Genomic DNA, 24,979 nt, shown 5'->3' on the forward strand with positions numbered 1-24,979 from the left:
CCTCGACCTTGGCAAGCTCTTTTTTGAAGAAATTTTCTTAAGAAAATCAATCACTTGGAGCTGCCACCCCGCCGCTTGCTCAACGACGAGGGCGCGAACTATACGGGTTGCCCCGGCACGCTGCAAGCCCTTTTTTGGGCCTGTGGCAGATTTCCCTCCTCCGAGGAATCATGAGGCACTCAATCGCCTGCTGCCGACCGTGAACTCCAAGCCCGCGCTCCCGCTATTCAATATTAGTGTCGCGCGGGCCCATTACCAAATGGCCAACGGGTCACTCCCGCTCGCCGCCGGCCTTGTCCGCCTTTTCTTTCCCGGCCGCCCGCAGGGGGCGGAAGTGTCGCCAGAACCACAGGGCCGGCCCAGAGGCGGTATAGACTACCGCCAGTGTCAGCAGAACCTTCGGCGGGTCTATGGTCACAAGGCTGAAGACCAGAATGACCGCCAGCATCATCACGAAGGGCACCCGCCCCTTGAAGTCGACCTTCTTGAAGCTGGTGTAGCGGAAATTGGACACCATCAACAGGCCGGCGGTCACGGTCACTGCCGCTGCGACCACCGCCAGCGCCGGCCCCACATCCGTATCGTGACCGGCCCAGACCATACTGGCCACAATGGCGGCCGCGGTCGGGCTGGCGAGACCGATGAATACTCCCTTGTCGACGGTATCCACCTGGGTATTGAAGCGCGCCAGGCGCAGCGCGGCGCAGGCCGCATAGAGGAAGGCCGCCGCCCAGCCGAACTTGCCCAGGTGGCCCAGCGCCCAGCTGAACACCACCAGCGCCGGCGCCAGGCCGAAGGACACCATGTCCGACAGGGAATCGTACTGGACGCCGAAGGCGCTCTGGGTATCCGTCAGGCGCGCGACACGGCCATCCAGCCCATCCAGGATCATGGCGACGAAGATGGCGATGGCGGCCGCCTCGAAATTGCCATTCAGGCCGGCGATGATCGCGTAGAAGCCGCTGAACAGGGCGCCGGTGGTGATCAGGTTCGGCAGCAGGTAGACGCCGCGGGCGCGCACCTTTTTACCGCTGGCGGAAACCTCTTCTTCGATATGCTCGTCGACGGGCAGTCCCAGCTCTTCAGTTGGGGCTTTCGCCTCATCGGCCTCGGCCGCGGATTTCTTGTCTTCCCCTTTGTCGCTCATATTTTCTCCGTTGGTGCATTGTGCAGCCGGCGAGTGTACAGCGATTGGCAGAGGCGCGCACAGGGCAAAAAAAAGCGGGGTTTCCCCCGCCGATTTTTGGATCATCGCAGATCGGTCAGCTGTTGCCCTCGGTCTTGTCGATGATCTTGTTGGCCTTGATCCAGGGCATCATGGCGCGCAGCCTGGCGCCGACCTCTTCGATCTGGTGCTCACCGGAAATCCGGCGCTCTGCCTTCAGGCGCGGCTGGCCGGCCAGGGATTCCAGCATAAAGTCCTTGGCGAACTTGCCGGTCTGAATGTCTTTCAGCACCCGCTGCATCTCCGCCTTGGTCTCCTCGGTGACAATGCGCGGGCCGGTAACATAGTCGCCGTACTCGGCGGTATTGGAAATAGAATAGCGCATATCGGCGATGCCACCCTGGTACATCAGGTCGACGATCAGCTTCAGTTCGTGCAGGCACTCGAAGTAGGCCATCTCCGGCGCATAGCCCGCTTCCACCAGGGTCTCGAAACCGGCCTGAACCAGCGCGGATACGCCGCCACAGAGTACCGCCTGCTCGCCGAACAGGTCGGTCTCGGTTTCCTCGCGGAAGTTGGTTTCGATAATGCCCGAGCGGCCACCTCCATTGGCGGAGGCGTAGGACAGCGCCAGCTCCTTGGCGGTGCCGGAGGCGTTCTGGTAGACGGCGATCAGGGTCGGCACGCCGCCACCCTCGAGGTAGGTGGAGCGCACCGTGTGGCCCGGACCCTTGGGCGCGATCATGATCACGTCCACGTCCTTGGGCGGCTCGATCAGCTCGAAATGCACGTTGAAGCCGTGGGCGAAGGCCAGGGCCGCGCCGGACTTCAGGTTGGGCGCCACCTGCTCGCGGTAGATGGCGGCCTGGTGCTCGTCGGGAGTCAGGATCATCACCACGTCGGCATCTCTTACCGCATCCGCGACTTCCGCCACGCGCAGGCCGGCCTTTTCCGCCTTGGCCCAGGAGCCGGAGCCCTTGCGCAGGCCGACGACCACATTCTTCACGCCGGAGTCCTTCAGGTTGTTGGCGTGGGCGTGGCCCTGGGAGCCGTAGCCGACGATGGCCACGGTTTTGCCCTGGATCAAAGACAGGTCGCAATCTTTATCGTAGAAAACTTGCATTGTTCACTTCCTATTTCTTACCGATTCAATAACAAATCAACCAATTTAAACACTCAAAACTTTTTCACCGCGGGCGATGCCCGACACCCCGGAGCGCACCACTTCCATAATCGTGTGCTCGCCCAGGGCCTGTAAAAAAGCATCCAGTTTTTCGCCGGTACCCGCCACCTGCACCGTGTACATATTGCTGGTGACGTCCACTATCTGGCCGCGAAAAATATCCACGCTGCGCTTGATTTCATCGCGCTGCGCACCGCTGGCACGGACCTTCACCAATAGGAGTTCGCGCTCGATATGGGAGCCCTCGGTAAGGTCCACCAGTTTGACCACGTCGATCAGCTTGTTCAGGTTCTTGGTGACCTGCTCAATCTTGTGGTCGTCGCCGATGGTGACCAGGGTCAGGCGCGACAGGGTGGAGTCCTCGGTCGGCGCCACCGTCAGGCTCTCGATGTTATAGCCGCGCTGGGAGAAGAGCCCCACTACACGGGACAGGGCCCCCGGTTCGTTTTCCATCAACACTGAAATGATTCTGCGCATCGTATTACTTCCCTAGGTCCGCTCCGTCTTGCTCAACCACATATCCCGCATGGAGCCGTTCGGCATTACCTGCATCGGATACACATGCTCGGACGGATCCACATAGACATCGATAAACACGGTGCGGTCCTTGATGGCAAAGGCCTCGTGCAGCTTGTCGTGCAGCTCCTCGCGCCGCTCGATTTTCACTCCCAGGTGGCCGTAGGCCTCGGCGAGCTTGACGAAATCCGGCAGGGACTCCTCGTAGACGCTGTTGGACAGGCGCCCCTCGTACTGCATCTCCTGCCACTGCTTCACCATCCCCAGGGCCTGGTTGTTCAGGCACAGGATTTTTACCGGCAGGTGATACTGGGTCGCGGTGGACAATTCCTGGATACACATCTGGATGCTGCCCTCGCCGGTCACGCAGACCACCTCCTTTTCCGGGTGCGCAATCTTCACCCCCAGCGCCGCCGGCAGGCCAAAGCCCATGGTTCCGAGGCCGCCGGAATTGATCCAGCGGCGCGGCTTGTCGAACAGGTAGTACTGGGCGGCGAACATCTGGTGCTGGCCCACGTCCGAGGTCACGAAGGCGTCGCCTTCGGTAATGTCGTAGACGGCGCGGATCACCTCCTGCGGCATGATCAGGGCGCCGTCGGTGCGATAGCGCGGCGCCGTGTAGATGCCGTGGCGCTCGCGCCAGTCGTCGATCTGCCGCCACCAGTCGACGATGGCCGACTGGTCCGGCTGGTCCTCGGAGGACTTGAGCATTTCCAGCATATCGCCCAGCACCGACTGCACGGTGCCCACGATCGGGATATCGGCGACGATGGTCTTGGAGATGGATGCCGGATCCACATCGATATGGATGATCTTGGCTCCCGGGCAGAACTTGCTCGGCGTGTTGGTGACGCGGTCGTCGAAGCGCGCCCCCACCGCCAGGATCACATCCGCGTGGTGCATGGCGGTGTTGGCTTCGAAGGTTCCGTGCATGCCCAGCATGCCGAGGAAGCGCTTGTCGCTGCCCGGGAAGGCGCCGAGGCCCATCAGGGTGTTGGTCACCGGGTAGTTCAGCCGCCGTGCAATCTCGGTCAGCAGTTCGGCGCCCTCTCCCTGTACCACACCGCCGCCGGCGTAGATCACCGGGCGCTTGGCGGACAGCAGCAGCGCCACCGCCTTGCGGATCTGGCCGCTGTGGCCCTTGCCCGCCGGGGTGTAGGAGCGCATGCGCAGTTTTTCCGGGTAGCGGTAGGGGAAGCGGTCCGCCGGGTTGGTGACATCCTTGGGCACGTCGATCACCACCGGGCCGGGGCGGCCGGTGCTGGCGATATAGAAGGCCTTCTTGACCACCTCGGGGATTTCCTCGGCGTTCTTGACCAGGAAGCTGTGCTTCACGATCGGGCGGGAGCAACCGACCATATCGGTTTCCTGGAAGGCGTCCTCGCCGATCTTGTCGCTGGGCACCTGGCCGGAGATCACCACCATCGGGATCGAATCCATATAGGCGGTGGCGATGCCGGTGATCGCATTGGTGGCGCCCGGGCCGGACGTCACCAGCACCACGCCCACCTTGCCGGTGGCGCGGGCATAGCCGTCCGCCGCGTGGGTGGCGCCCTGCTCGTGGCGCACCAGAATGTGCTTGATGCCCTTCTGGCGGAAGATGGCGTCGTAGATATGCAACGCCGAACCGCCGGGGTAGCCGAAGATCAGGTCCACCCCTTCATCCTGCAGCGCGCGAACCAACATATCGCCGCCGGAGAGTAATTCCACTGAAGCCCCCTCAAATTTCCTGTTTCGTAGGATATTCATCACTCAAGAACGAAAAAACTGCCAATTGGCGAGAAGCCAGGCGGCAATTGTAAAGGAATTTTATGACAAATATCAGCCTTTGGCGCAGCTGCATGCCGATTTTTAGGATAGCTCTATCGGTGCAAACCGGGCGCACGAGCCGGCGCCAGTGTAAACCGGACCACAACAGGCTCGCAGGCCTCCAGGGTGGGGAGGGCTCTTTCGACAGGATGGGGCGGGCGTTTGGCCCGCCGGGCTGGAGCCGGGGCCGCGGGTGTGCGGGGAACTCCAGTCGCCGAGCGATTGATTCTGCAAACTGAACCCGGCCTGTCAATAGAGAATCCCCGCGAGATTCGCAAAGTGTTAAGGCGGTTGTAGGCAAGCGCGCGCAGACAAGTACAATGCGGCGGACGATTACAGAATTAGATTCATTATTAGTGATTGGGGGACAACCCATGCGCATCGCTGTCGCGATCATGATTTCGACTCTGGCACTGGCCGCCCGGGCCGACGGCATCTACAAGTGGGTGGACGAGAACGGCGTGGTGCATTTCGGCTCCCAGCCGCCGCAGAAAGAAAATGTCGAGGTGGTGAAGAAGCCCAAGTCCGAGCGCTACAAGCAGTGGCAGTCGGAGCAGGCGGCACTGAAGGCCGAACAGGCCGCCGAGGAGCCCACCTCCACCGAAAAGGCCGTGGCGGCCAAGCCGGAAGCCGAGCAGAAGCCGCAGCAGGATGAGGCCCTCACCAAGGCACAGCAGGCCGTGCGCGCCCAGCGCTGCCGGATGGCCCAGACCGACCTGCAGGAGCTGACCACCCACTCCCGCGTGCGCGAGGTGGGCCCCGACGGCAAGGTGCGGGTACTGCCGGAAGAAGAGCGCCAGCAGCGCATCCAGCGTATGCAGCAGCAGATCCAGGACAACTGCTGATATTCAAACTGTGCGGGCGACTACCTCACCCCCGCGCACTAAGCCGAGGCTGGGCGGCCCTGCTACCGGGGGCCGTCCGGGAAAAAGCCTCATCGGCAAACATTTCCCGGACGGCCCCCGGTAGCAGGGCCTTCGCATCAGGTTTCGATATTCTTTTCAAGACTCGTGGGTGAGTAGCTACCTGTGCGGGTTTATTCCCCACTCAACTCTAGGTAGGGCGCATCGGCAAACTGCTCCAGCCGGTAGCTCTGCGTGTAGTAATCCGCCTCGAAGACACCGCCGCGGGCCATGGGTACCGCCACCCGCGCCAGGCTCAGCTGCTTCACCAGGTAGGGGCCGTCCTGGCCCCGGTCGCGAATCATCAGGCCATGGAACTCCAGCGGCACCCAGTGGCGCCCCGGCGCCAGTTCGGCGGCGTACTGGGTGCTGCCGATCGGGGAGTCGGGATCGTTGTACAGAGAGGCGCGAAAGTAGTAACGCGAAGCCCGCGCCACCTCCACCTGGGCCTCGACCAGCAGGTTGCCGCCGACGGTGAGCGAGTCCCGCAGCGCACCGGTGTAGCGGCCCACGTCCTCCGACAGGGTAAAGGCCACGGCGTCGCGCAGCCCGTCGATATCAGTGTCCACCACCACCTTGTAGATACCTGCCGGCAGCGTCTCGCCGCCGTGGGTTCCGGCCTCCAGCGCCACCTCGTAGATATGGTCGCCGTCGCCGTCCTCCAGCGCCAGCTCGGCGACGATACGCCGGTCATCGTGGACCAGCAGCGCCCTGAAGTCCGCCGCCACCCGCCCCCGATCCGGCCGCGTCAGGTAGGCGTGGACGCGCACCTCGTCGCCACGCAGATAGAACTTCCGCCCGGTCCACAGTGTCAGTACGGCGCCGTCCTCGCCCCGGCTGGTGCGCCGGTCGGCGCCGTGGGTCTGGCTGATCGGGTCCTGGGCGGGATTCTCGATGGCGCGGTTTTCCGGCGGATAGCGGTGGTGCCTGGCCAGGTCCGACAGCAGCGATTGATGCAGTTCCGTCTTCACCGGCAGCGCCTGCAGCTGCCGCCACACCCGCGGGGTCTCCGCCGGCCCGGCAGCGGTTTCCGTGGGAGAAGCACTGCCCGGGGAAATTGTGGCTTCCGGCTCGGCCGCTGGGGCGTCGACAGGAGTGGCCATCGCCGCGCCTTCGCTGCCCCCTGCTCTCAGCTGCCAGCCGCCGGCGGCAACCAGCAGTGCACCGCCCAGCAGCAGTGCCGGGCGCCAATTGCGGCGCCGCTCACCTCCAGACATCCGCACACCTCACCGCAATCGTCACTGGGTGCAGGCGGCGATGCGCCCGGCGGAGTTCCTGCCCGCGCCGCAGCCGAGGCCGTCGGGAATACCGCTGTAGTCCGGCGCCAGCAGGCCGCCGTTGCGCTGGGCGTCGTGGTCCGTGTGCAGGCTGGCCAGGTTGTAGGAGCGCGCCGTGCCCTTGTGGTCGTTGTCGCAGGTGAAGATGGGGCTGCCGTAGGCCACCCCCCAGAAGGTCTCGTACTCGTGCAGGTCGGAGTAGAGGTTGCGCTTGGCGGAACCGGCGCAGTTCATCTGCGAGGCCAGGTTGATATAGCCGTCGTCCTCGCCATTCAGCATCGCCGAGGAGGCGCCCTCCATACCCGGGAAGGCCGCGTAGCCGCCGATGGTGTACAGCGGCGCGGCCAGGTTGGTGCCGACATAGTTGCGCACCGCGTAGACGTCGTTGGTCTGCAGGTAGCGCACGCCGGCGCAGGTCTTGCCGAGGAAGGCGTCGTTGATCGCGCTGTCGAACCAGTTGCCGTTGCAGATGCGGTCGGCACCCTCGGTGCCGGTGATGGCGCCGCCGGTGGTGAGTATGGCGGCGACGCCGCTGATGGCGCCGTCGAAATCCACATCGACCGCATTGCCCTCATCCAGGCCGGCCACATTGACTGTCTCGGTCACCGTCTCGCAGGTCTCCCCGCCCCACCAGGAGGAGGTGCACTCCTCGCGGGTGCGGGTCTCGGTGTTGCTGTCCATCTGGGTGTAGGCGCGGTTGTAGTAGGGGGATCCCGGTACCGCGTTGCCGGCGATATAGACCATCTGGGTCGCCCCCTGGCTGTGGGCCACTATCCAGAAGGTGTCGCCGGTGCCGCACTGGTCGGCGTGCTGGTAGCCGTCGCCGGCGCCGCTGCGGATGGCGAGTATCTGGCGGGCGATTTCGCCGGCGGTGCCGTCGTGCCAATAGGGCAGCTCGGCCTCGTCGGTGGAGTTGTAGCCGACTATGCCGTAGTGACCGCCGTCGCCGCGCAGCTGGGCGATAAAGTCGCCCCCCTGGTACTCCTCGAAATAGGCCTCGCTCCAGTAGTCCAGCGCCGGCTGGCGCAGCCGGCCCTCGCTGTCGAGCCGCTGTTTGATATGTCCCTCGACCCCGTGGCCGTGCACCAGGATATAGCAGTTTTCCGCCGCGGCGGAAGCAGTGAAAAGGAAGCCGGCCAGCAGCAGGAAAAGGCGGGCAACCGGGCGTCTGTACAGTGTCATCGCTGTGTCCTTTTTATCTTTATGTACTCGGACTCAAATTCGAGACTCTCGAATCATTATTGTTATCCGCCGCAATCCAGCAGCCGCGACGTTGCGCAATACCTTAGACGCGACACAAGTGCCCCTCCTAGGAGCAATGGCGCCAGAGGGGGCGCCGGGGCGACAGCGCGACTGACCCCGCAGTCGAATCGGGCGAAACCGCTTCCGCCGCCGCGGAGCCTTTGCTATGGTGATTATTCCGCCACCCGGATGGCAGGAGAGTCATGCGGCACGATAATAAATCGACCGGCGCAGCCGGCATCCCCAAAATTTTCGCCCCCTATTTCGTCGAGGCCGCCGCGCGGCTCGGCGCTCCCAGCGATGCGCTGATTCGGCGACTGCCGTTCGAGTTCAGCTGGTGCCCTGGGGAAGGCGAGCGTCTCGACTACGGGGAATTCAATGCCCTGATAGAGGCCCTGCTAGCGCTGTCACCCATTCCCTCGCCGGGACTCAGCTTCAGCCGCTTCCCGATGATCGAGCGGGTCGAGGAGACCATTATCGAGGCGCAGCCGCTGCTGGGCCGGCCGCGGGAACTGCTGCGCCCGGCGGAGCTGATGCTGTCGCAGACACTCGCCCCCCTGCTGCACCTGCAGACCCGCCCGGAAGCCGGCGGCGAGGCGCTCGGCTTCGACTGGCAGCGCCAGCTGTTCAGCGCCCCGGTCAACGCCTTTATCGCGGAGATGCTGATGACCCGCTGCGTGGAACTGCTGCGCACCCTGACCCCGGCGCGCACCGAGATCCGCAGCGTGCAGCTGCGCCGGCCGGCGCCGGACGACAGCGCCATTTACCGGCGGGTTTTCCAGTGCCCGGTGCACTTCGCCTGCGCCGGCGACGCACTGGTCCTCGGGCCGCAAACCCTGGACGCCCCCATTCCCCGCTACCACCGGCTGCTGCGCAGCCAGAGCCGCAACACCCTGAAGGCGGTGCTACACGGCACCCTATCCAACTGCAACCTGGCCGCCAGCCTGCGCCACTGGCTCGAGCGACGCCTGCTGCATGAGGAAGTCACCATCTCCCGCGCCGCTGCCCATTTCGGCATCAGCGGGCGCACACTGCAGCGGCGGCTGCGCGAACAGGGCGTGACCTTCCAGCAGATCAAGGACGGCGCCACCCTGGCGCTGACCAAGCAGCTGCTCCTCTCCACCAGCGACTCGGTGGAGAGCATCGCCACCCGATTGCACTACGCCGAGCGCTCTGTATTCGCCAAGTTTTTCAAGCGGCGCGAGGGGGTGAGTCCCAGTGAGTACCGGCGCAGCAATGCGGAGGTTAAGGTGGGTGAAGCCTAAGGCGATTTTCCCCTCCCCCTAACGACAAATCCCCGGCAGATGGCTCTGCCGGGCTTTGGTCGTTTTGCTGTGTGCAAATCGGAAGGCCTGACCTTGTCAGCCTTTTACCATCATGGTACATGTACCGATTGAATCTCGAAGATATATGACGGCGTCTCCTCGTAAACACGTACAGCTAATACTAAATCGCTGGCGCCTTCTTCAATCGTAAACAGATCTACCAAAACATCCCAATAACTCCGCATCCACTGACATACTGATGTCTGCCATGCTTCTTCTGGCAAACTGGTCAATCGATCACCATAGCTTTGTATATTTCCTGCTATTCTGGACGCATCTTCCGAAGAAACCGGGAGAACTCCTTCTATCCCTCGTACAAGCTCAAAATCCCCGTCTTTAAACGCTTCTACTATTTCAGTTAAGGTACTTCTCCACGCTGATGGTATTGGCGTTTGGTTACTTTCATCTTTTAAAACCTCTACAATATCAGTCATTAGTTCCCCCCGGAATGAAGTCCTTTGTGGCAGTCTTTGCAAACCTCAGCATGGTTTTCTTTGACTGTCGGCCCACCGTCTGCATGGCGTTTGACATGATGGCCCGCGGAGTTTGATTCATCGATCTGAGTTCCACACCCGTTCGCACATTGATGACCTTGCTCTGCACGTTTTGCTTCGCGTTCTGATGGTGTAAACAATCGTTTCGGATCTCGTTCCGACTTAGGAACAGTACCAGGTCCACTCGGAGGCTTTGGCAGGGCTCCTTTTGTAACCTTCTTCTTAGTATTCCCAACAACTTTAACGTAGTCTTCACCACTGAGCCCGCCGTTTAGAGCTGCAGACCCACCGAGCGCATACTCGCCATCCATTGCCGCTGTGGCAGCAATGGATCTTGCCATAGACGTTGAACAGCCTGTAACAGCACACAGTATTGCCCCACCGGCTGCTGCCCCTCCAGAGCCATCCCTTCTCTTAGGCGACTCCCCATCGGGGTCCACAAAAGCATAGGGGTTGTTATTCGCATAGGCGTAGCGATTAAACGACTGTACATTGCTCGACGTGAACCCGACCGGATCATTCGAGTAAAACCGACCGCCTACGCCCGATCTTAACTACATCCCGCTACAGCCCAGTGCCCGCGCGGCCTTCAGGGCCGCAGGCCCCAACGCCGGACAACTTTAGCAAGTTACAGGCCCCGACGCACTTTTTCGCTTAGCCGCCGCACAGCTCGGGGCGCAGTCGCTTCAAGGTCTAATCCTGTTCAGCCTTTTAGTCCCGTGAACGCTTCGTTTTATCTTATACTCAATAAATCTTTCTCTATTTGTTCAAAATATTCCATAAGTGCATCGTGCCCATATGACTTCCATATTTGATATTCTTTATTCGTAAGAAAAGTAACCAACAAAAAATTATAGCAAACTTCGTCAAATTCAACAGAGTCAGGCAGATAGTTCAAAACATTTGATACGCAAACCGGCAGAAAAATTACACCGTAGATATCTAAATGTGAAAGTTCTGGAGAACTAATAGGAAGAACATTTCCAAGCCGAACTTGAAACTCTTTTCCAGCTTCTTCAACATTTGCTATAACCCTCCTAATAAAATCAACGTCGCCATCTGTGGCCGTCATATAAATATTTTCTGATACACTCGGCAAGCTAAAAACAACGGACAATTCATCTCCAAGATCGAGAACACCTTGACGATAACAGTTGCCTAACTCGTCCTCAAACCTATACCGCTCACACTCAGAAGCTCCATACGGATTATCGAGAATTTCACTGATAATCCTGGCGTGCAGCCTATTTCTATTTTCCATTTTCATAGCGCTAAAAACGTTTACTCTAGCATATCTTTGATTCGATTAACTGGATTTGGCGGATCGTATTCTCCAGCACCTTTCCCAAGATCTTTAGAGTGTTTATCCACCTGATTACACTGTTTACAGGAAGCAACGATGTTGTCTTTATGGTTAGCTTCCGATTTTGCTTGATCAATAGTCATTCTCCCCTCATTAACATCCTTCTTATAAGAATTGAGGGTTTTTGCATGATCTCCTTGGGTTGCATCATTTTTTTGGCAATATTCGCATTTTCCACCAGCCTCTGAAATGCGCTGTTGCTTTGCCTTATTAAATGTGCCGCCCCTCAATTTTTGTAGACCTCAAAACCTGCTTTCCCGCAGCTTTTCCTAATCCCTTTACGGTAGGCGCTGGCAAACCAGTTGTTTGCTCAAAAACCTCACCACCAGCCTCCTTTGCTATAAATAGGACTATTGGGACTAGTGCCGGGGCTTGGCCATCGGGATCATTGTACTTATACGGATTGTTGTATGCGTAGGCATACCGATTGAAGCTGTGCAGGTCCCGATAGCCTATCGGGTCATTCGAGTAAAACCGTCCGCCTACGCCCAATCCTAGCTATATCCCGCTACAGCCCAGTATCCACGCGGCTTTCAGGGCTACAACCCCCAACATCGGACCACTTTAGCAAGTTACAGGCCCCGACGCACTTTTTCGCTTAGCCGCCGCACAGTTCAGGGCGCGGCAGTGTCCTGAGCGACCGCCGGCAAGCTGCCTTAGGGCCCGATTCCCAGCCCATCTAAATTATATTTTTAGTAGCGACTCATCATACCAGACATCTTCATAGTCACCCGCAATTAAAAAGCGCCATCCAGGAGGAAGGCCAAGATACTTTTTTATTTCAGGACACCATTCAGAAAGATGTTCAACATGCAGCGGTTTAAAGAAATCTGGTTCGCCAGATAGCTCTTCCCCTGCCCATATATACCAACCTGTTGTATCTCCTTCAGGCGGGTGCCTCAAGCCATTAATGGGCAGAGTACCATCACGAACGTTCAAGGCTATACCCACCTTTTTATCATTGGGCGATGGACAATGATAAACCCCATATTTTTTACAGAGCACCTTCTGCTCTATTTCAATATCTGAACTCAAAGGCCTAACTCCTCTTTCTTCTCACGAGAATAGCGACTCATCTCCGCCCCTTGTCGAGCCGAGCACGTAGGACACTGAGGTTGAACCGCATCAAGACTCCGCATCTGCATTCTGTCAATAGTGCCCGTCTCGTAATACTCTTTAACCAACGGGGTTTTGTGGTCCGCCACCTGTTTCTGTGTTACAGCACCACAATCAACACACGGTTGACCCTGTACCGATTCACGCTGAGCTGTTGTTGTAGCACCGGAGGGACGTTTATAAGGAACTGTTATCTTCGGCGCACTTCCTGGAGAAACAGGCAGATCAACAAGGCCCGTCTCTACACCTATTGTTACTGCTGCAGCCCCAATAGGCGAAGAAACAGCGAGCACGCCTATACCGACAATAGCGACACCAGCAGCCTGATAAGCTGTTGCTTTAGCATGAAACTCCGGATTGGTCCCCGCTATTTCCCTTGTTCTTTGATCCGCAAGCATTAGGGAAAACGGAGATGGCGTCTCTCCACTTAGATCTACATATCTATAGGGATTGTTATTCGCATAAGCATAGCGATTGAACGAATGCAGGTTACTCTCAGCGAACCCCACCGGATCATTCGAGTAAAACCGCCCAATCACTGGATCATAATACCGCGCCTGCATATAGGTCAGGCCCAGTTCTGCGTCATGCTGGTGGCCGGTATAACCCACATCCTGCTGAACGCCCTCGACGCTATCGCCAAATGGCTTGTAGTGACTGCGGCTGACCACCGCACCATTTTTATCAGTGATCACCGCCGGGGAGCCGACAACATTCGTGTGGTAGTAGGTCACCTCCGCTCGTACTACCGAGGCGAGGAAGGCTAGCAAAATGAATACAGACTGTTTCAACATGGACTTCGCCTTTTTCTTCTTCACGGTTCGCCTTCCTTACAGAAATTCCCAATCGCCGCCGGTATTTTGGACTGTTATCCCCTGAGTCCGAGAGTGCGATCTAGGTCCGTTAATACATTTCACTTCGACAATTCCGTTCGAACTGAAAGATATAATCCATTGTCCGTTTGCCTCTCGATTACCATCGACTAAAACGCCATTCTTGCGTAATTGACAGTAGGAGGCATTGCTCGATTTCCAAGTGACTGTGACGACGCTTGGATTGGTGAGAACAGATGGCGTCACGTCAAAATAAGTAATGACCGGATAATCCACGATGACAGTCTTTGTGCCCGACCAGTAACCACAGCCGCTGGCATTGCAGGCCCGGACCCGATAGTAGTAGTTGCCTTCGGACTTACCGGAGTACGACTTGCTACGACTACTGCCCGAATAGGCATTTACCCAGCTCCCGCTGCCAACTTTCTGCTGCAGGTTATAGCTGGTCGCCGTCGAGGACGAACCCCAACTCACTGTATAGGCACCATCACCATCGCTAGATGGTGCAGATAAGGAGGGCGCTGAAGGCGGCAGCAGTACATCGAAGGTGGTGGAGTAGCGGTAGCCGCTACAACCAGAAGCATTACACGCGCGCACCGCATACTTGTAGGTGCCATTACCGCGCCCACTCAGCACCTTACTGGTACCCGACTGGCTCGCAACGGTGGTATAGCTACCACCATTTTTTTGCTCGCGCAGTGTATACGACGTTGCAGTGGAGACACTGGGCCAACTTACCGTATAGGCACCATTGGTATCGGTACTAGTCGGTACCGAAATGGAACCCGGAACACCTGGCGGATGAAGCACGCCGAAACTACCCGAGGTTTTCCAGCGGGAACAACCGGAACTGTTGCAGGCCTGCACCCGATACTTATAGCTACCGTTACCGCGCCCACTCAGCGCTTTGGTGGTGCCAGATTGGCTCGCAACTTGAGCCCAGCTTCCGCTGTTTTTTTGCTCTTGCAGCACATAAGAGGTGGCAGTGGAAGCACTGCTCCAGCTGATGGTAAAGCTGCCATCGGTATCGGTACTGCTCGGAACCGTAATCGAGCTCGGGGTTCTCGGCGGAGCAATTGATACCGCTAAGGAAGAAAACTGGCCACAACCCGCAGCATTACAAGCCGCAACGCGATAGTTGTTGTTGCCATATTCTGCGTTTACAACGTCGACTGATGTCTCATCCTGGTTGTAGACTGACTCCCAATGTCCGCTCGCCCGTTGCCTTTGCAAGAGATAAAACGCCGCATCCGTGACGGCGGTCCAAGAGGCAGTGATCACCTCATTCAGACCCGCTTGGCTAGGAACAGTTAGTACAGGTGAGCTTGACGGAGCGAAAGCGCCAGGGCCTGTTGTGTCTTTGGCGACCAGACGCTCACCAAGATATATGAAGTCTGAAGCTGTACCATTGGTATCGTACTTGTACAGCAATCGACCATCCCGGTTGTAGTAGGAATAGACAGTGCCAGTGGCCGTGGTGGATTTTACGCGCTTGCCGTGCCCGTCGTACTGGTAGCTATTGTTGCCAGAAGCCGTCATCTGATTGGCAAGATTATAGGTATATGCCCGGCTGCCATTGGCAGTGACATTCCCTCGATTGTCATAACCAAAACTGTAACTCTTTGATCCCGTCACAGTATCGAGGCGATTATTCCCATCGTAAGCGTAATCAAGCAGGAAAGTTCCGAGGGTCATCCGCTCGATATTGCCAAGCAGATCGTAGTCAATATCACCTGCACCCCAGGGTCCAGACACCTTATCAAGACGATCTAGCCCATCGTAGGTCATACCTAGGTCGTAATGGCTATCAATGCCGTCTAGCAGGCTGGTAATATTGAGTGATTTATCGTAGTGGGCGCTCTGAGAGTAAATGGTATTGCCACCATTCACGTCATTTCTCTGCCACGGCAGTTTGATGCTATTGAGCTCAGTGGTGTGAGCTAGGCCGTTGCCATAAGTAAACTTCCACAGCATACCATTGGGGTGGTAGTTAGCGTTGCTCGCATAGCTGCCAGCTTGCCTCGGGCGCCCAAATGCATCGGGGTTGAAACTTACTAACCTGTTCGATGGGTATTGCACATCTTCTAGTACGCCGTTGGCGTTGTACCCGTAGCCAACGGTAAATATCTGGCTATCTACCTCAAGCATTTCCGCATCGAGCAAGCCAAGCGTATTGTAGCCGTACGTCCAGTTAGCACCGTTTCCGGTATCCAAGAACTCCAACTGACCATTCTTGGTGTAGTTAAACGTTAGGTCCGGAGTGTTATCCGGATATAGCGTCTGCCGCAGACGCCCAAGGTTATCGTATTTGTAATGGATCTTCTGCGCCTCGGGCACCGCTGTAAGTTGGCAACCGGTACCGGATAGGCTTAAGCCACGCGCCTCCCAGGTTAACTCTCCCGCCGGCGTGTGTGAGAAAACCGTATCACCAAATTCCGGCCGCACGACGCGACAAAGATTTTGATGCGAATCGTAGTAGCGTTTCTCGGTAAAGCCACCCTGACTAACTGACTCCAAATTACCGAACAGGTTGTAGCTGAGTGTTGTCGTCACGCCCTCAGGCGCCGCAATACTCACAGGCATAGATTGATCGGGCTGGCCATAGGCTTTGTAGCTGATAGTCGTCGCATGCCCACGTGGGTCCGTGGTCTTTACCCGGTTACCACTGAGGTATTCGATTTTGGTTTCTGCGGAATCGGCGGTTCTTACCGTCGACACCAAGCGCCGCAGGCCATCGTAGGCTTTGCGCAAGCCTTGACTCTCAGTTGGCGAGGTGGACCAATAGGATTCGAACGTCACATTGCCGTATGCGTCGAATTCCCGATTAAGATAGTAAGTTGTGCCACTGCCCGTATCTTTCTTACTCTCGAGCACTGGGCGCAGAAATCCGTCGAAATAGCGGGTACGCAAAAAATTACCCTGGATCATTGTGCGCTTGTAAGTACCACTCCCAAGCCCTAATGACGTCCGCTCAGTAGAAGTCGCTGGAACAAAACTAAATAAGATATCGTTCCAGCCAGAGGGGTTATCAATTAACTCCAGGCGCCCCAACGTATCATAGCCGTAATTCTTCGTTACATTCTCAAAGTCAGTAATACGAGTGACCCAGCCATTGCCATCCACAAGCTGACTGAGCTTTGCGCCGTCAGGGCGCTCAACAGTCTGAGCCACCCCACGCTTCCAATCAAACGCGCGCCAACGGTGTCCATCTTTATCTTCGACCCAATCCACTGTTCCATCGCCGTTATACCCAACCCGAGTAAGTACACTTCCGTATCTGGCATGAGAGGTCATTCGCCCTTTGGAGTCGTAAACATAGCTATTTTGCAGCTGGTCATTAAGAGTTTCTGTTAACGGAAGACCCAACAACCAAAGCCCCGTCATGTTGTGATAAGTAAAATTAGTCCGGCGACTACCCGAATTAACACTACTAGCACGTTCAATCTGAGTTGGGCGGCCGTAAGAATATTGGGACGACGCCTGTGCCGTGTTGTAGATCATATCAGTGCTGTATGTATCAGACCCTCGGCTAACGACAACTCTACTTTGATGCCGTGGTCGGTGGAGCTTTGGCGGACTATCGTCCATCAAACTATGGCCGACTTCGTTTTCTACAACATACTCGTAATCAACTCTTTCCTCTAAATTACCCGCCGATGAAAAAGTTTCCACACTCTTAGTCAATCCCTCGAGGTTAATGTCATCAGCATTATGAAATGTTGTACGAATTCTTTCGCCTGTGGGGTTGACGACCTCTCCCCACTTTGTAGCTCTTGATGCACCGGAGGGGAATCCAGAGTAATTAAAACTCCATGTTCTTGAAGGATAGTTTGGACCTACCAATGTTTTTCTTTTAATCGACATTACATCGTAAAAGCCAACATAAACTGGCGGGTTTCTTCTATCACAGAATGGAGATTTAGAGTCCCCAGATAACCCCTTAGCATGACGTGTCTCGGAGAACAAAAACGTACCGGTAATCCCATCAGGATGAACTAACTGCCACTGCTGATCTGGAGCCTCGCAATCCTGTTCCCGCAAAGCCTCTAGCGGTCGAGCCTCTGCCAAATCAAACTGCCACTTGCGAGAATCTGGTAACTCCACGGAAGTCAAATACGAGTCGTTAGCCTGCGTAGTTGCATATCGATAGTGCCAAGTACGGCCATTCGCCTCCACCGACTGCACTAATCCGCCATCATAGTTAACCTTAATTTCCCGACCGTCATTTGAAAAAATTCTCTTTACCCACCCTGCGGAGTCATAAGAGTAACGAACCCAATTTCCATGTTTATCTCTTACTTCAGAAGCTTGCAATCTAACCTCTATTCGAGGTATTGCCGTATATATCGGAGTGTTAGTGCGGCCATCTAAAGCAGTAGTCGGTACTGCAACCGCATGCCTAAATTGCACCTGATCAAATATATATCTATCACCATTTGGCGAGAGAATCTCTAACCCGTTAATCCCTGTCGAATTAGAAATACACCGCGCATACCAATAATCCGTTGTCACCTTTACTGCCCCAGATGGCCAATCCAGTCCTTTGGGAACATCTAGGAGTCGCCGCTTATGCCCGCGTTGCGCGGTCAACATAACTCCATTCGAGAGCTCTTCGTGCTCGACAAATCCACGGACTTCGGGAGTACCATAAGCAATATGGATAGCTCTAGTAAAATATTGCACCGAACAGAAATCGATGGAAGATGTATCGATTCCTACAACTTGAAGCTCATTATCAAGACCAAACGGGACCAACTGAGAAACATTGGGCACATCAAGCTCCCAATCCCCAAAAGCCTGTGAAGTATTCTTCAACGGGATAGACGAGGCTGAGAAAGCTTCTCGACTCGCAGCATCCTTATGAGGAAACATGAATCCACCTGTTCTTGTCCGCCTCAAAGCAACTTCCAATGAAGAATTTCCGGGAATTTCCACGTCTGCATGAACAAATTCCACTGTGCCGGTATTTATATCAACCAAATCGCCCAGCAGACTGTCAGAATGGGGAACAAGCCGTTCTTCTACTTGCTGACGTTCAATGTGATCGGGAAAGGCATCAATTGTCAGAGTAGTCCCAGCATCAAAAGCAAAAGCTTTAAGAGCCAATAAAAAGTATAATACAGACACCGAAGCAACATTTAACTTATTCACTACACTCCCCCCAAGAAAAACGTAACAATCACCTGAGCCAACCGCATTTAAGGAACCTCTGATTAACTCGCCGTTTTTTCGCCAGCGAGTCAGTGCTCTTTAGAACTGTCTATTTTTTGCGCAAATATCAGCTCATTTCGCGCACTTCCTCCACGTTTTCTATGCCTGAAACCCGCTATCCGCGGAATTCAGGCACACCCTCCCCTAGGCGGGCAGATATTTTCTCTCGATAAGTAAGTTGGTGAAGCCCGCCAGCAGGCACAAGCGCTCCGTATTCTTTGCCAAGCCCAGGTAACGTACCTTGCTGTTGCCAAAGATGCGCTTTAGTAGCGGAATGGATGCTCCACCTTTGCCCGGATCTGCGCTTTGATTTTTTCCACCTTTCGAGCAGCCTCCTTCCACGGAAGGTTCCTCAGCTTGCTGGGCTTCATAGCTATCTGCCATTCCACTGTCCTGCAACTCTTCGCGGTTCTCTGCACCGGTATACCCCCGCATCTCCCCAAACACAGGACTCCTCACCGTGTAGAACCCGTCCCGTAGCTGTCATGGGCATTGGCAGCGGTTGTATCCACGCTATGGATTAGCCCGAGCACGTCATCGGTGCCAATATGCATCTTCATGCTGAAGTACCACTGATTGCCTTTCTTGGCTTGGTGCATTTCGGGGTCGCGGGCCTTCTCTTTGTTCTTGGTGGAGCTGGGAGCGGAAATGATCGTCGCATCCACGATAGTGCCTTCCCACAACAGCATTCCCTTCTCCTTGAGGTAGCCATTGATCTCTTCAAACAGTTGACGGCCCAGTTGGTGTTTTTCCAGCAGGTGGCGGAAGTTGAGGATCGTAGTCTCATCTGGGATGAGATCACTCAGGGTCAAGCCGGCAAAGTTCCGCATGGACTCTATCTCATAGAGCGCGTCTTCCATGGCCGGATCACTGAGGTTGTAGAACAGCTGCATGCTGTGAATACGCAACATGGTCATCAGTGGGTATGGCTGACGTCCACGGCCGCTCTTGGGATAAAAAGGCTCGATGCGCGCCTCCAGGCGCTGCCAGGGAGCCAGCGACTCCATCTGCTCCAAGAATTTTTCTCGGCGCGTTTTGCGGCGCTTGTTGCGGTACTCGGCTTCGGCAAAGGTGACTTGATGCATGTTTGACCGTATTCTTCTGGAGTCAGACTCTTCTACCGGCTTGTCTCTGACTTATTCAGAGGTTCCATAAATCCGCTACAAGCAGAATTTTCACCCCATGAGCCGGAAAATCTACCTTCGCTTACTGCATAGGTTTGAATACACGGAATTTCCAGGGTCCAATCGCCCATTGAAGAGGAATATATTCTTTTACTGGTTCCTCGCCACGATCGAGAAATAACAATATCCAAGCCGGCAGGGCCCGGCAATGTAAGATCAGTTTGATTAAATGAAAGAGTTCCGGTAGCCAAATCAAGCCTCTCTCCCAGAAGCTCAGTGGTTTCCTCGGTAACACCCTCTGCCACCTTGATTCTCTGGAGCACAGCGTCACTCGGATAAACTTGCCCTTCATTGTCTATCGGCGCAGCAGCTGCTCGGGCAGCGGGAAGAAGTAGTAGAAAGAGAAACACGCACAAGGAATTTGATTTCATTTTTCTCGCCTTTCACGGAAGGGGCTGACTCAGAAGCGGCATTACTAATAAGGCGGAAGGGAAGAATACCCCTCTCCCGGGACCGTATGAGGCAGGGATGCCGATTACGAGCGTACAGGGACGTATTCACAGCGTGTCCCGGGAGAGGGGTATTCTTTGCTTCCGACCCGGTAGTATCTACGGAAACCGAGAATATTCAATTACACGCCATTACACCGCCGCCTAACGTGCATTATCTGCCATTAATGCAGTTCTGCTGACTTGCCCAGTGAGAGAGAGGGGAGAGGGCGACCATCGATTGCAAGCAAGCTCCTATGCTTGCTATGACTTTTTCGCACTGTAATCCCTCCCCAAGTACAGATACATCGCCGGCACCACAAACAGGGTAAACAATGTGCCGATGGTCATGCCGGTGGCCACCACCAGGCCCATCGCGAAGCGCGCGCCGCCGCCGGGGCCGGCGGCGATCAGCAGGGGTACCATCGCCAGTACCAGCGAGGCCGTGGTCATCAGGATCGGGCGCAGGCGGATGCTGGCCGCCTGTTCGATCGCCTCGCGCTTGGACAACCCCTGTTCCTGCAGCTTGTTGGCGAACTCAACGACCAAGATGCCGTGCTTGGAGATCACCCCTATCAAAGTCACCAGCCCCACCTGGGTATAGATATTCAGCGTGGTAAAGCCGAGGCTGACAAAGATCATGGCCCCGCAGACGCTCATCGGCACAGTGACCAGCATGATCAGCGGATCGCGCCAGGATTCGAACTGGGCGGCGAGCACCAGGTAGATGACGACAAGGGCGAAGAAAAAGGTCGCCACCAGTTCCGAACCCTCGGACTTGTACTGGCGCGACTGCCCGGCGTAATCCACCGAATAGCCCTGCGGCAGTATTTCCGCGGCGGCCGACTCCAGGATATCGAGCGCCTCCCCCAGGGTGATGCCCGGGCGCGGCACCCCGGAAATGGTTACCGCATTCAGTTGCTGGAAGCGCTTCAGCTGCTGCGGCTCCACGGTTTCGCGCAGGTTGACCAGCGTGGACATCGGCACCAGGTCGCCGTTAAGCGCGCGGATGTAATACTGCTTCAGCTGATCGCCGGTGAGCCGCTCGGTGCGCACCACCTGGGGGATCACCTTGTAGCTGCGGTTGTCGAGGGAAAAGCGGTTGGTGTAGGCACCGGACAGCATCGAACCCAGTTCGCGGCTGATGCTGTCCATGCTGACCCCCATGGCGGCGGCCTTGTCGCGGTCTATCTCGACGACGATCTTGGGCTTGTCGATCTTCAGGTCCGAGTCGACAAAAATGAATTTGCGACTGGCGAGCGCCTTGGCCATGATTTCGTCGGCGACGCCGGCGAGGCTCTCCATCGGCTCGGTGGCGCCGATCACGAACTCCACCGGCAGGCGACCGCCGGCGGTCGGCAGGCTCGGCGGGACCACCACCGCTACCTTGAGCCCGGCGATCTGCGCCACCTCCCCGCTGATGATCTCCTGCATCTCCGCCGTGTCCCTGTCGCGCTGGTTCCAAGGACCCAGTACATAGCCGGCAATGGCACTGTTGGTGGCATTGCCGGCGCCGCCCACACCATTGAGCAGGAAAAAATTCTCCACTTCGTCGTGGTGCTCGGCGATGGTATTCAGCTGCTCCGTGTACTGCTCCACGTAATCCAGGGTGGCGTAGGCATCGGCGGAGGAGATCGTCAGGATAAAACCGCGATCCTCTGCGGGTTCCAGTTCACTGGGCGAGGTCACGAACAGGAAATAACAGCTGGCCAGCACTATGGTGCCGAAGACGAGTATCACCAGGCGGTCGTCCAGGGCATTGTGCAGCCGGTGCCGGTAACCCTCCTGCAGGCGTTCGAACCGCCGCTCCAGCCAGATTTCCAGCCGGGTGCCGCCGCCGTCGCGGGGGAGCAGGATTCGCGAGGCCATCATCGGTGACAGGGTCAGCGCCACCACGCCGGACAGCAGCACCGCACCGGCGAGGGAGAAGGCAAACTCGGTAAACAGGGTGCCGGTGAGACCGCCGAGGAATCCGATGGGCAGGTAGACGGCGATCAGGGTGGTGGTCATCGCCACCACCGGCCAGGCCAGCTCGCGCGCGCCGACGATCGCGGCCTCCCTCGGCGCCATGCCCTCCTCGATATGCCGGTGGACGTTTTCCAGCACGATGATCGCATCGTCCACCACTATGCCGATGGCCAGCACCATGGCCAGCAGGGTCAGCAGGTTGATGGAGAATCCCATCAGCAGCATCAGGAAGAGCGCACCGACGAGGGACAGGGGCACGGCTATGGCCGGGATCAAGACGCTGCGCAGCGAACCGAGGAACAGGTAGATCACCAGGATCACGATCAGCACCGCCTCGACGATGGTCTTCACCACCTCCTCGATGGAGTCCTGGATATATTCGGTGCTGTCGTAGGGGATCTCGCCGATCATACCCTGGGGCAACTGTGGAAAGATCTCCCCCTCCAGCTTTTTCCGCACCTCCGCGATGACGTCCAGCGAGTTGGCGTCGGGCGCGACCTCTATCGCGAAGAAGGTGGCGGAGCGGCCGTTGAAGGAGACCGAGGTTTCGTAGGATTCCGAGCCCAGTTCCACCTCCGCCACATCGCCGAGGCGCACCAGTCGATCGCCGTCGGCCCGCACCACCAGGCGGCGAAACGCCTCGGGCGAGGCGATATCGGTATCGGCCCTGATCTCCATGGCCACCCGTGAGCCCTTGGTGGCGCCCACTGCCGACAGGACATTGTTGCGCCGCAGGGCGTCGCTCACATCGGCGGGGGTCACTTCCTGCGCGGCCATCTCCGCGGGCCTCAGCCAGACGCGCATGGCGAAGGTGCGGTTGCCCAGCAGGCGGGCGCGCTGCACGCCGGCGATGGTGGAGAGCTTGGGCTGCACCACCCGGGTCAGGTAGTCGGTGATCTGGTTGTTGTCGAGAATCTCCGACGAGAAGGACAGGTACATGGCCGCGGTCGTCTCCCCCACCGCCATCTCCACACTGGAGTCTTCGGACTCTTCCGGCAGTTCGCTGCGCAGCCGGTTGACCTTGGCCACCACCTGGGTGAGCACTTCGTTGGGGTCGTAATCGAAATCCACATAGGCCTGGATGGTGGAGACGCCCTGCACGCTGGTGGACACCATATAGTCGATGCCGTCGGCGGTGGCTATCTCCTGCTCCAGCGGCGTGGTGATAAAACCCTGCACCAGATCCGAGTCGGCACCGACGTAGACGGTGGTGACGGTGATCACCGCATTTTCCAGTTCCGGGTACTGGCGCACGTTCAACTCGGTGGCGGCGCGCAGACCGAGCAGGAAGATGAACAGGCTGACCACCGAGGCCAGTACCGGCTTGCGGATAAATATTTCGGTGAAATTCACCTGGGCGCACCGTCAAATTCAGTTGTTTTGCGGATGCGGGTCGGCATTCGCGGGCGGCTGGTTTTCATTGTTGATGATCACCGCGCCCTCGTTGCGCAATTTGAGCAGGCCACTGCTCGCCACCACTTCGCCCGCGCGCAGTCCCTGCAGTATTGCCACCAGGTCGCCGCGCTCCTCCCCGGTTTTCACGAAGCGTTTAATGGCGATAGTGCCGTCGCCCTCTTCACTCTTCTGCAGCACGAATACGGCATTGCCATAGGGCGCAAATATCAGCGCTGTGCGCGGCACCACCAGGACTCGCCGATGGGCATCGATTTGCACCGCCACATCCGCGTACATGCCCGGGCGCAATTGCCGTTCGGGATTTTTCAGTGTCGCCTGCACCAGGAAGTTGCGGCTGGTACTGTCCACCTCTGGGTCTATGGCAGTGATGCGCCCGGCATATTTTTTGTCGGGAAAGGCATCGGTGACCAGGGTCACCGGCAAGTCGAGCGCGACGCTGGCAAAGTGCCGCTCGGGCAGGGAAAAGTCCACATAGATGGGGTCCAGCTGCTGCAGGGAGACCACCGCCTCGCCCGGACTCACGTTCTGCCCTAAGTCGATGCGGCGGATGCCCAGCGCACCGCTGAAGGGCGCGGTAATGCGCCGCCGGTCGACGGTGGCGCGCTGCACTTCCAGGTTGGCCAGCACCTGCTCAAGGGTGCTGCGCGCCTCATCCAGATCCGCCTCCGTGGTGACGCCCCTGGCGCGCAGCGTCTTGATGCGCTCGTGATTGCGCCGCGCCAGTCGCAGTTCCGCCTGCAGCACCTGCAGTTGGGCCTTCTCCGGTTCGGCGGCCAGTTCGACCAGGAGCTGGCCCCGGTCGACTGTCTGGCCGGACCTGAAGTGAATGGCGCTGACAACGCCCTGGGCCTCGGTGGTGACCTCGACGCCGTTGACCGCGCGCAGGGTGCCCACCGCCGTGAGATTTTCCTGCCAGCTCTGCGTCTCCGCGACGGCGGAGGTCACCGTGGCCGGTGGCAGCGGCATGCTATCGAAGGCCCGGTTCATCATGGCGCGGCCGAAAAACTTGAAGGCAAAGATACCGCCGAACAGCAGCAGGCAGCCGAGCAGCATCAGCAGCATGCGTTTGTTCAGAATCCTCGCCCGCATTTCTCACAAATCTCCTACTGCGGCGGCCCCAGAGCGCGCCCTGGCTGGCCTTCGCTCGGCCGGAGCCGAGACGTCGGACCGGCTCGACGTACTGCAAGTACGACTGCGCGCTCCGACTGTCGCGAAAGCCAGCCATGCCACACTCTGGAACCGCCTCGCTACGGATCTTTGTGAGAAATGCGGGCTAGACACTCAGCCATTCCACCGATTTGCGACTCCGAAATCCACCGGTGATACCGGACTACAAAGTTCAGTTTATGAATAAATGTGCGGTAGCGCCCGCGCCCTGCCGCTCGAATGCACTCGGGCTGGCGCAGATTTTTGGTGTGTGTTGTAAAGAAGGGGTTCTGTAGGAGATGTAATAAAGCGGCGAGGCATTGATCTAGCTTTGGAAGGGGTCAGTCCCCTAATCTGGTTGAGATTGAATCACAAGGTCGCTAAGCGCCTTAAACCAGAAG

19 protein-coding genes and 2 pseudogenes are annotated in these 24,979 nt (G+C 57.4%); 2 read left to right on the forward strand and 19 right to left on the reverse strand.

Annotated features, from left to right (window positions below; all coding sequences use genetic code 11):
* Positions 1–271: 271 nt before the first annotated feature.
* From pssA to AC6R19_RS21725, 4 genes are all read right to left on the reverse strand, one after another.
* Entirely contained in the window at positions 272–1,147 is an 876-nt protein-coding gene (gene pssA, locus AC6R19_RS21710) for a CDP-diacylglycerol--serine O-phosphatidyltransferase (protein ID WP_500581978.1), read from the reverse strand.
* Positions 1,148–1,262: 115 nt separating this feature from the next.
* A complete protein-coding gene (gene ilvC, locus AC6R19_RS21715; RefSeq protein WP_500581979.1) occupies positions 1,263–2,288 on the reverse strand; it encodes a ketol-acid reductoisomerase in 1,026 nt (341 codons plus the stop codon).
* 45 nt (positions 2,289–2,333) lie between these two features.
* The gene (ilvN, locus tag AC6R19_RS21720) at positions 2,334–2,825 is read right to left on the reverse strand and encodes an acetolactate synthase small subunit (RefSeq protein ID WP_500581980.1); all 492 of its coding nucleotides are present in this window, start codon (positions 2,823–2,825) and stop codon (positions 2,334–2,336) included.
* 12 nt (positions 2,826–2,837) lie between these two features.
* Positions 2,838–4,574, reverse strand: coding sequence for an acetolactate synthase 3 large subunit (locus tag AC6R19_RS21725; protein ID WP_500581981.1), 1,737 nt, complete (start codon positions 4,572–4,574; stop codon positions 2,838–2,840).
* Between the two features lie 473 nt (positions 4,575–5,047).
* On the opposite strand from AC6R19_RS21725, the gene AC6R19_RS21730 reads away from it, so the two are divergent.
* Positions 5,048–5,518, forward strand: coding sequence for a DUF4124 domain-containing protein (locus AC6R19_RS21730; RefSeq protein ID WP_500581982.1), 471 nt, complete (start codon positions 5,048–5,050; stop codon positions 5,516–5,518).
* Positions 5,519–5,709: 191 nt separating this feature from the next.
* On the opposite strand, the gene AC6R19_RS21735 is transcribed toward AC6R19_RS21730, so the two are convergent.
* Together AC6R19_RS21735 and AC6R19_RS21740 are read right to left on the reverse strand one after the other, a co-directional pair.
* The gene (locus AC6R19_RS21735) at positions 5,710–6,792 is read right to left on the reverse strand and encodes a DUF4785 family immunoglobulin-like domain-containing protein (RefSeq protein WP_500581983.1); all 1,083 of its coding nucleotides are present in this window, start codon (positions 6,790–6,792) and stop codon (positions 5,710–5,712) included.
* Between the two features lie 21 nt (positions 6,793–6,813).
* Entirely contained in the window at positions 6,814–8,034 is a 1,221-nt protein-coding gene (locus AC6R19_RS21740) for a hypothetical protein (RefSeq protein ID WP_500581984.1), read from the reverse strand.
* Between the two features lie 263 nt (positions 8,035–8,297).
* Here AC6R19_RS21740 and AC6R19_RS21745 point away from each other — a divergent pair, with 263 nt between their 5' ends.
* Positions 8,298–9,359 (forward strand): helix-turn-helix domain-containing protein, encoded by a 1,062-nt coding sequence (locus AC6R19_RS21745; RefSeq protein ID WP_500581985.1) that lies wholly within the window; start codon positions 8,298–8,300, stop codon positions 9,357–9,359.
* A gap of 110 nt (positions 9,360–9,469) precedes the next feature.
* Here AC6R19_RS21745 and AC6R19_RS21750 read toward each other — a convergent pair whose 3' ends face one another.
* From AC6R19_RS21750 to AC6R19_RS21810, 13 genes and pseudogenes are all read right to left on the reverse strand, one after another.
* Complete coding sequence (locus AC6R19_RS21750) at positions 9,470–9,853, reverse strand: DUF7668 domain-containing protein (protein ID WP_500581986.1); 384 nt, start codon at positions 9,851–9,853, stop codon at positions 9,470–9,472.
* Positions 9,853–10,254: an HNH endonuclease gene (locus AC6R19_RS21755; protein ID WP_500581987.1), complete on the reverse strand. Its 402-nt coding sequence runs from the start codon at positions 10,252–10,254 to the stop codon at positions 9,853–9,855. The genes AC6R19_RS21750 and AC6R19_RS21755 overlap by 1 nt, the downstream gene beginning before the upstream one ends.
* 96 nt (positions 10,255–10,350) lie before the next feature.
* Positions 10,351–10,437, reverse strand: a pseudogene (locus AC6R19_RS21760) (hypothetical protein); the annotation flags it as partial.
* A 209-nt stretch (positions 10,438–10,646) separates the two neighbouring features.
* On the reverse strand, positions 10,647–11,180 hold the full coding sequence (locus AC6R19_RS21765) for a hypothetical protein (protein ID WP_500581988.1): 534 nt from the start codon (positions 11,178–11,180) through the stop codon (positions 10,647–10,649).
* Positions 11,181–11,194: 14 nt separating this feature from the next.
* A complete protein-coding gene (locus tag AC6R19_RS21770; protein WP_500581989.1) occupies positions 11,195–11,506 on the reverse strand; it encodes a hypothetical protein in 312 nt (103 codons plus the stop codon).
* Positions 11,487–11,768: an RHS repeat-associated core domain-containing protein gene (locus AC6R19_RS21775; protein ID WP_500581990.1), complete on the reverse strand. Its 282-nt coding sequence runs from the start codon at positions 11,766–11,768 to the stop codon at positions 11,487–11,489. The genes AC6R19_RS21770 and AC6R19_RS21775 overlap by 20 nt, the downstream gene beginning before the upstream one ends.
* 192 nt (positions 11,769–11,960) lie before the next feature.
* Positions 11,961–12,311, reverse strand: coding sequence for an immunity protein Imm33 domain-containing protein (locus AC6R19_RS21780; RefSeq protein ID WP_500581991.1), 351 nt, complete (start codon positions 12,309–12,311; stop codon positions 11,961–11,963).
* Complete coding sequence (locus AC6R19_RS21785) at positions 12,308–13,210, reverse strand: RHS repeat domain-containing protein (protein WP_500581992.1); 903 nt, start codon at positions 13,208–13,210, stop codon at positions 12,308–12,310. Before AC6R19_RS21785 ends, AC6R19_RS21780 begins: the two co-directional genes overlap by 4 nt.
* 12 nt (positions 13,211–13,222) lie before the next feature.
* Entirely contained in the window at positions 13,223–18,376 is a 5,154-nt protein-coding gene (locus tag AC6R19_RS21790; RefSeq protein WP_500581993.1) for a hypothetical protein, read from the reverse strand.
* Positions 18,377–18,580: 204 nt separating this feature from the next.
* Positions 18,581–19,521 (reverse strand): annotated as a pseudogene (locus tag AC6R19_RS21795) (IS5 family transposase).
* 32 nt (positions 19,522–19,553) lie between these two features.
* Positions 19,554–19,991: a hypothetical protein gene (locus AC6R19_RS21800; protein WP_500581994.1), complete on the reverse strand. Its 438-nt coding sequence runs from the start codon at positions 19,989–19,991 to the stop codon at positions 19,554–19,556.
* Positions 19,992–20,312: 321 nt separating this feature from the next.
* Positions 20,313–23,369, reverse strand: coding sequence for an efflux RND transporter permease subunit (locus tag AC6R19_RS21805; protein WP_500581995.1), 3,057 nt, complete (start codon positions 23,367–23,369; stop codon positions 20,313–20,315).
* A gap of 18 nt (positions 23,370–23,387) precedes the next feature.
* Entirely contained in the window at positions 23,388–24,521 is a 1,134-nt protein-coding gene (locus AC6R19_RS21810) for an efflux RND transporter periplasmic adaptor subunit (protein WP_500581996.1), read from the reverse strand.
* Positions 24,522–24,979: the final 458 nt, after the last annotated feature.

This window comes from Microbulbifer sp. SE14 (assembly GCF_059834885.1).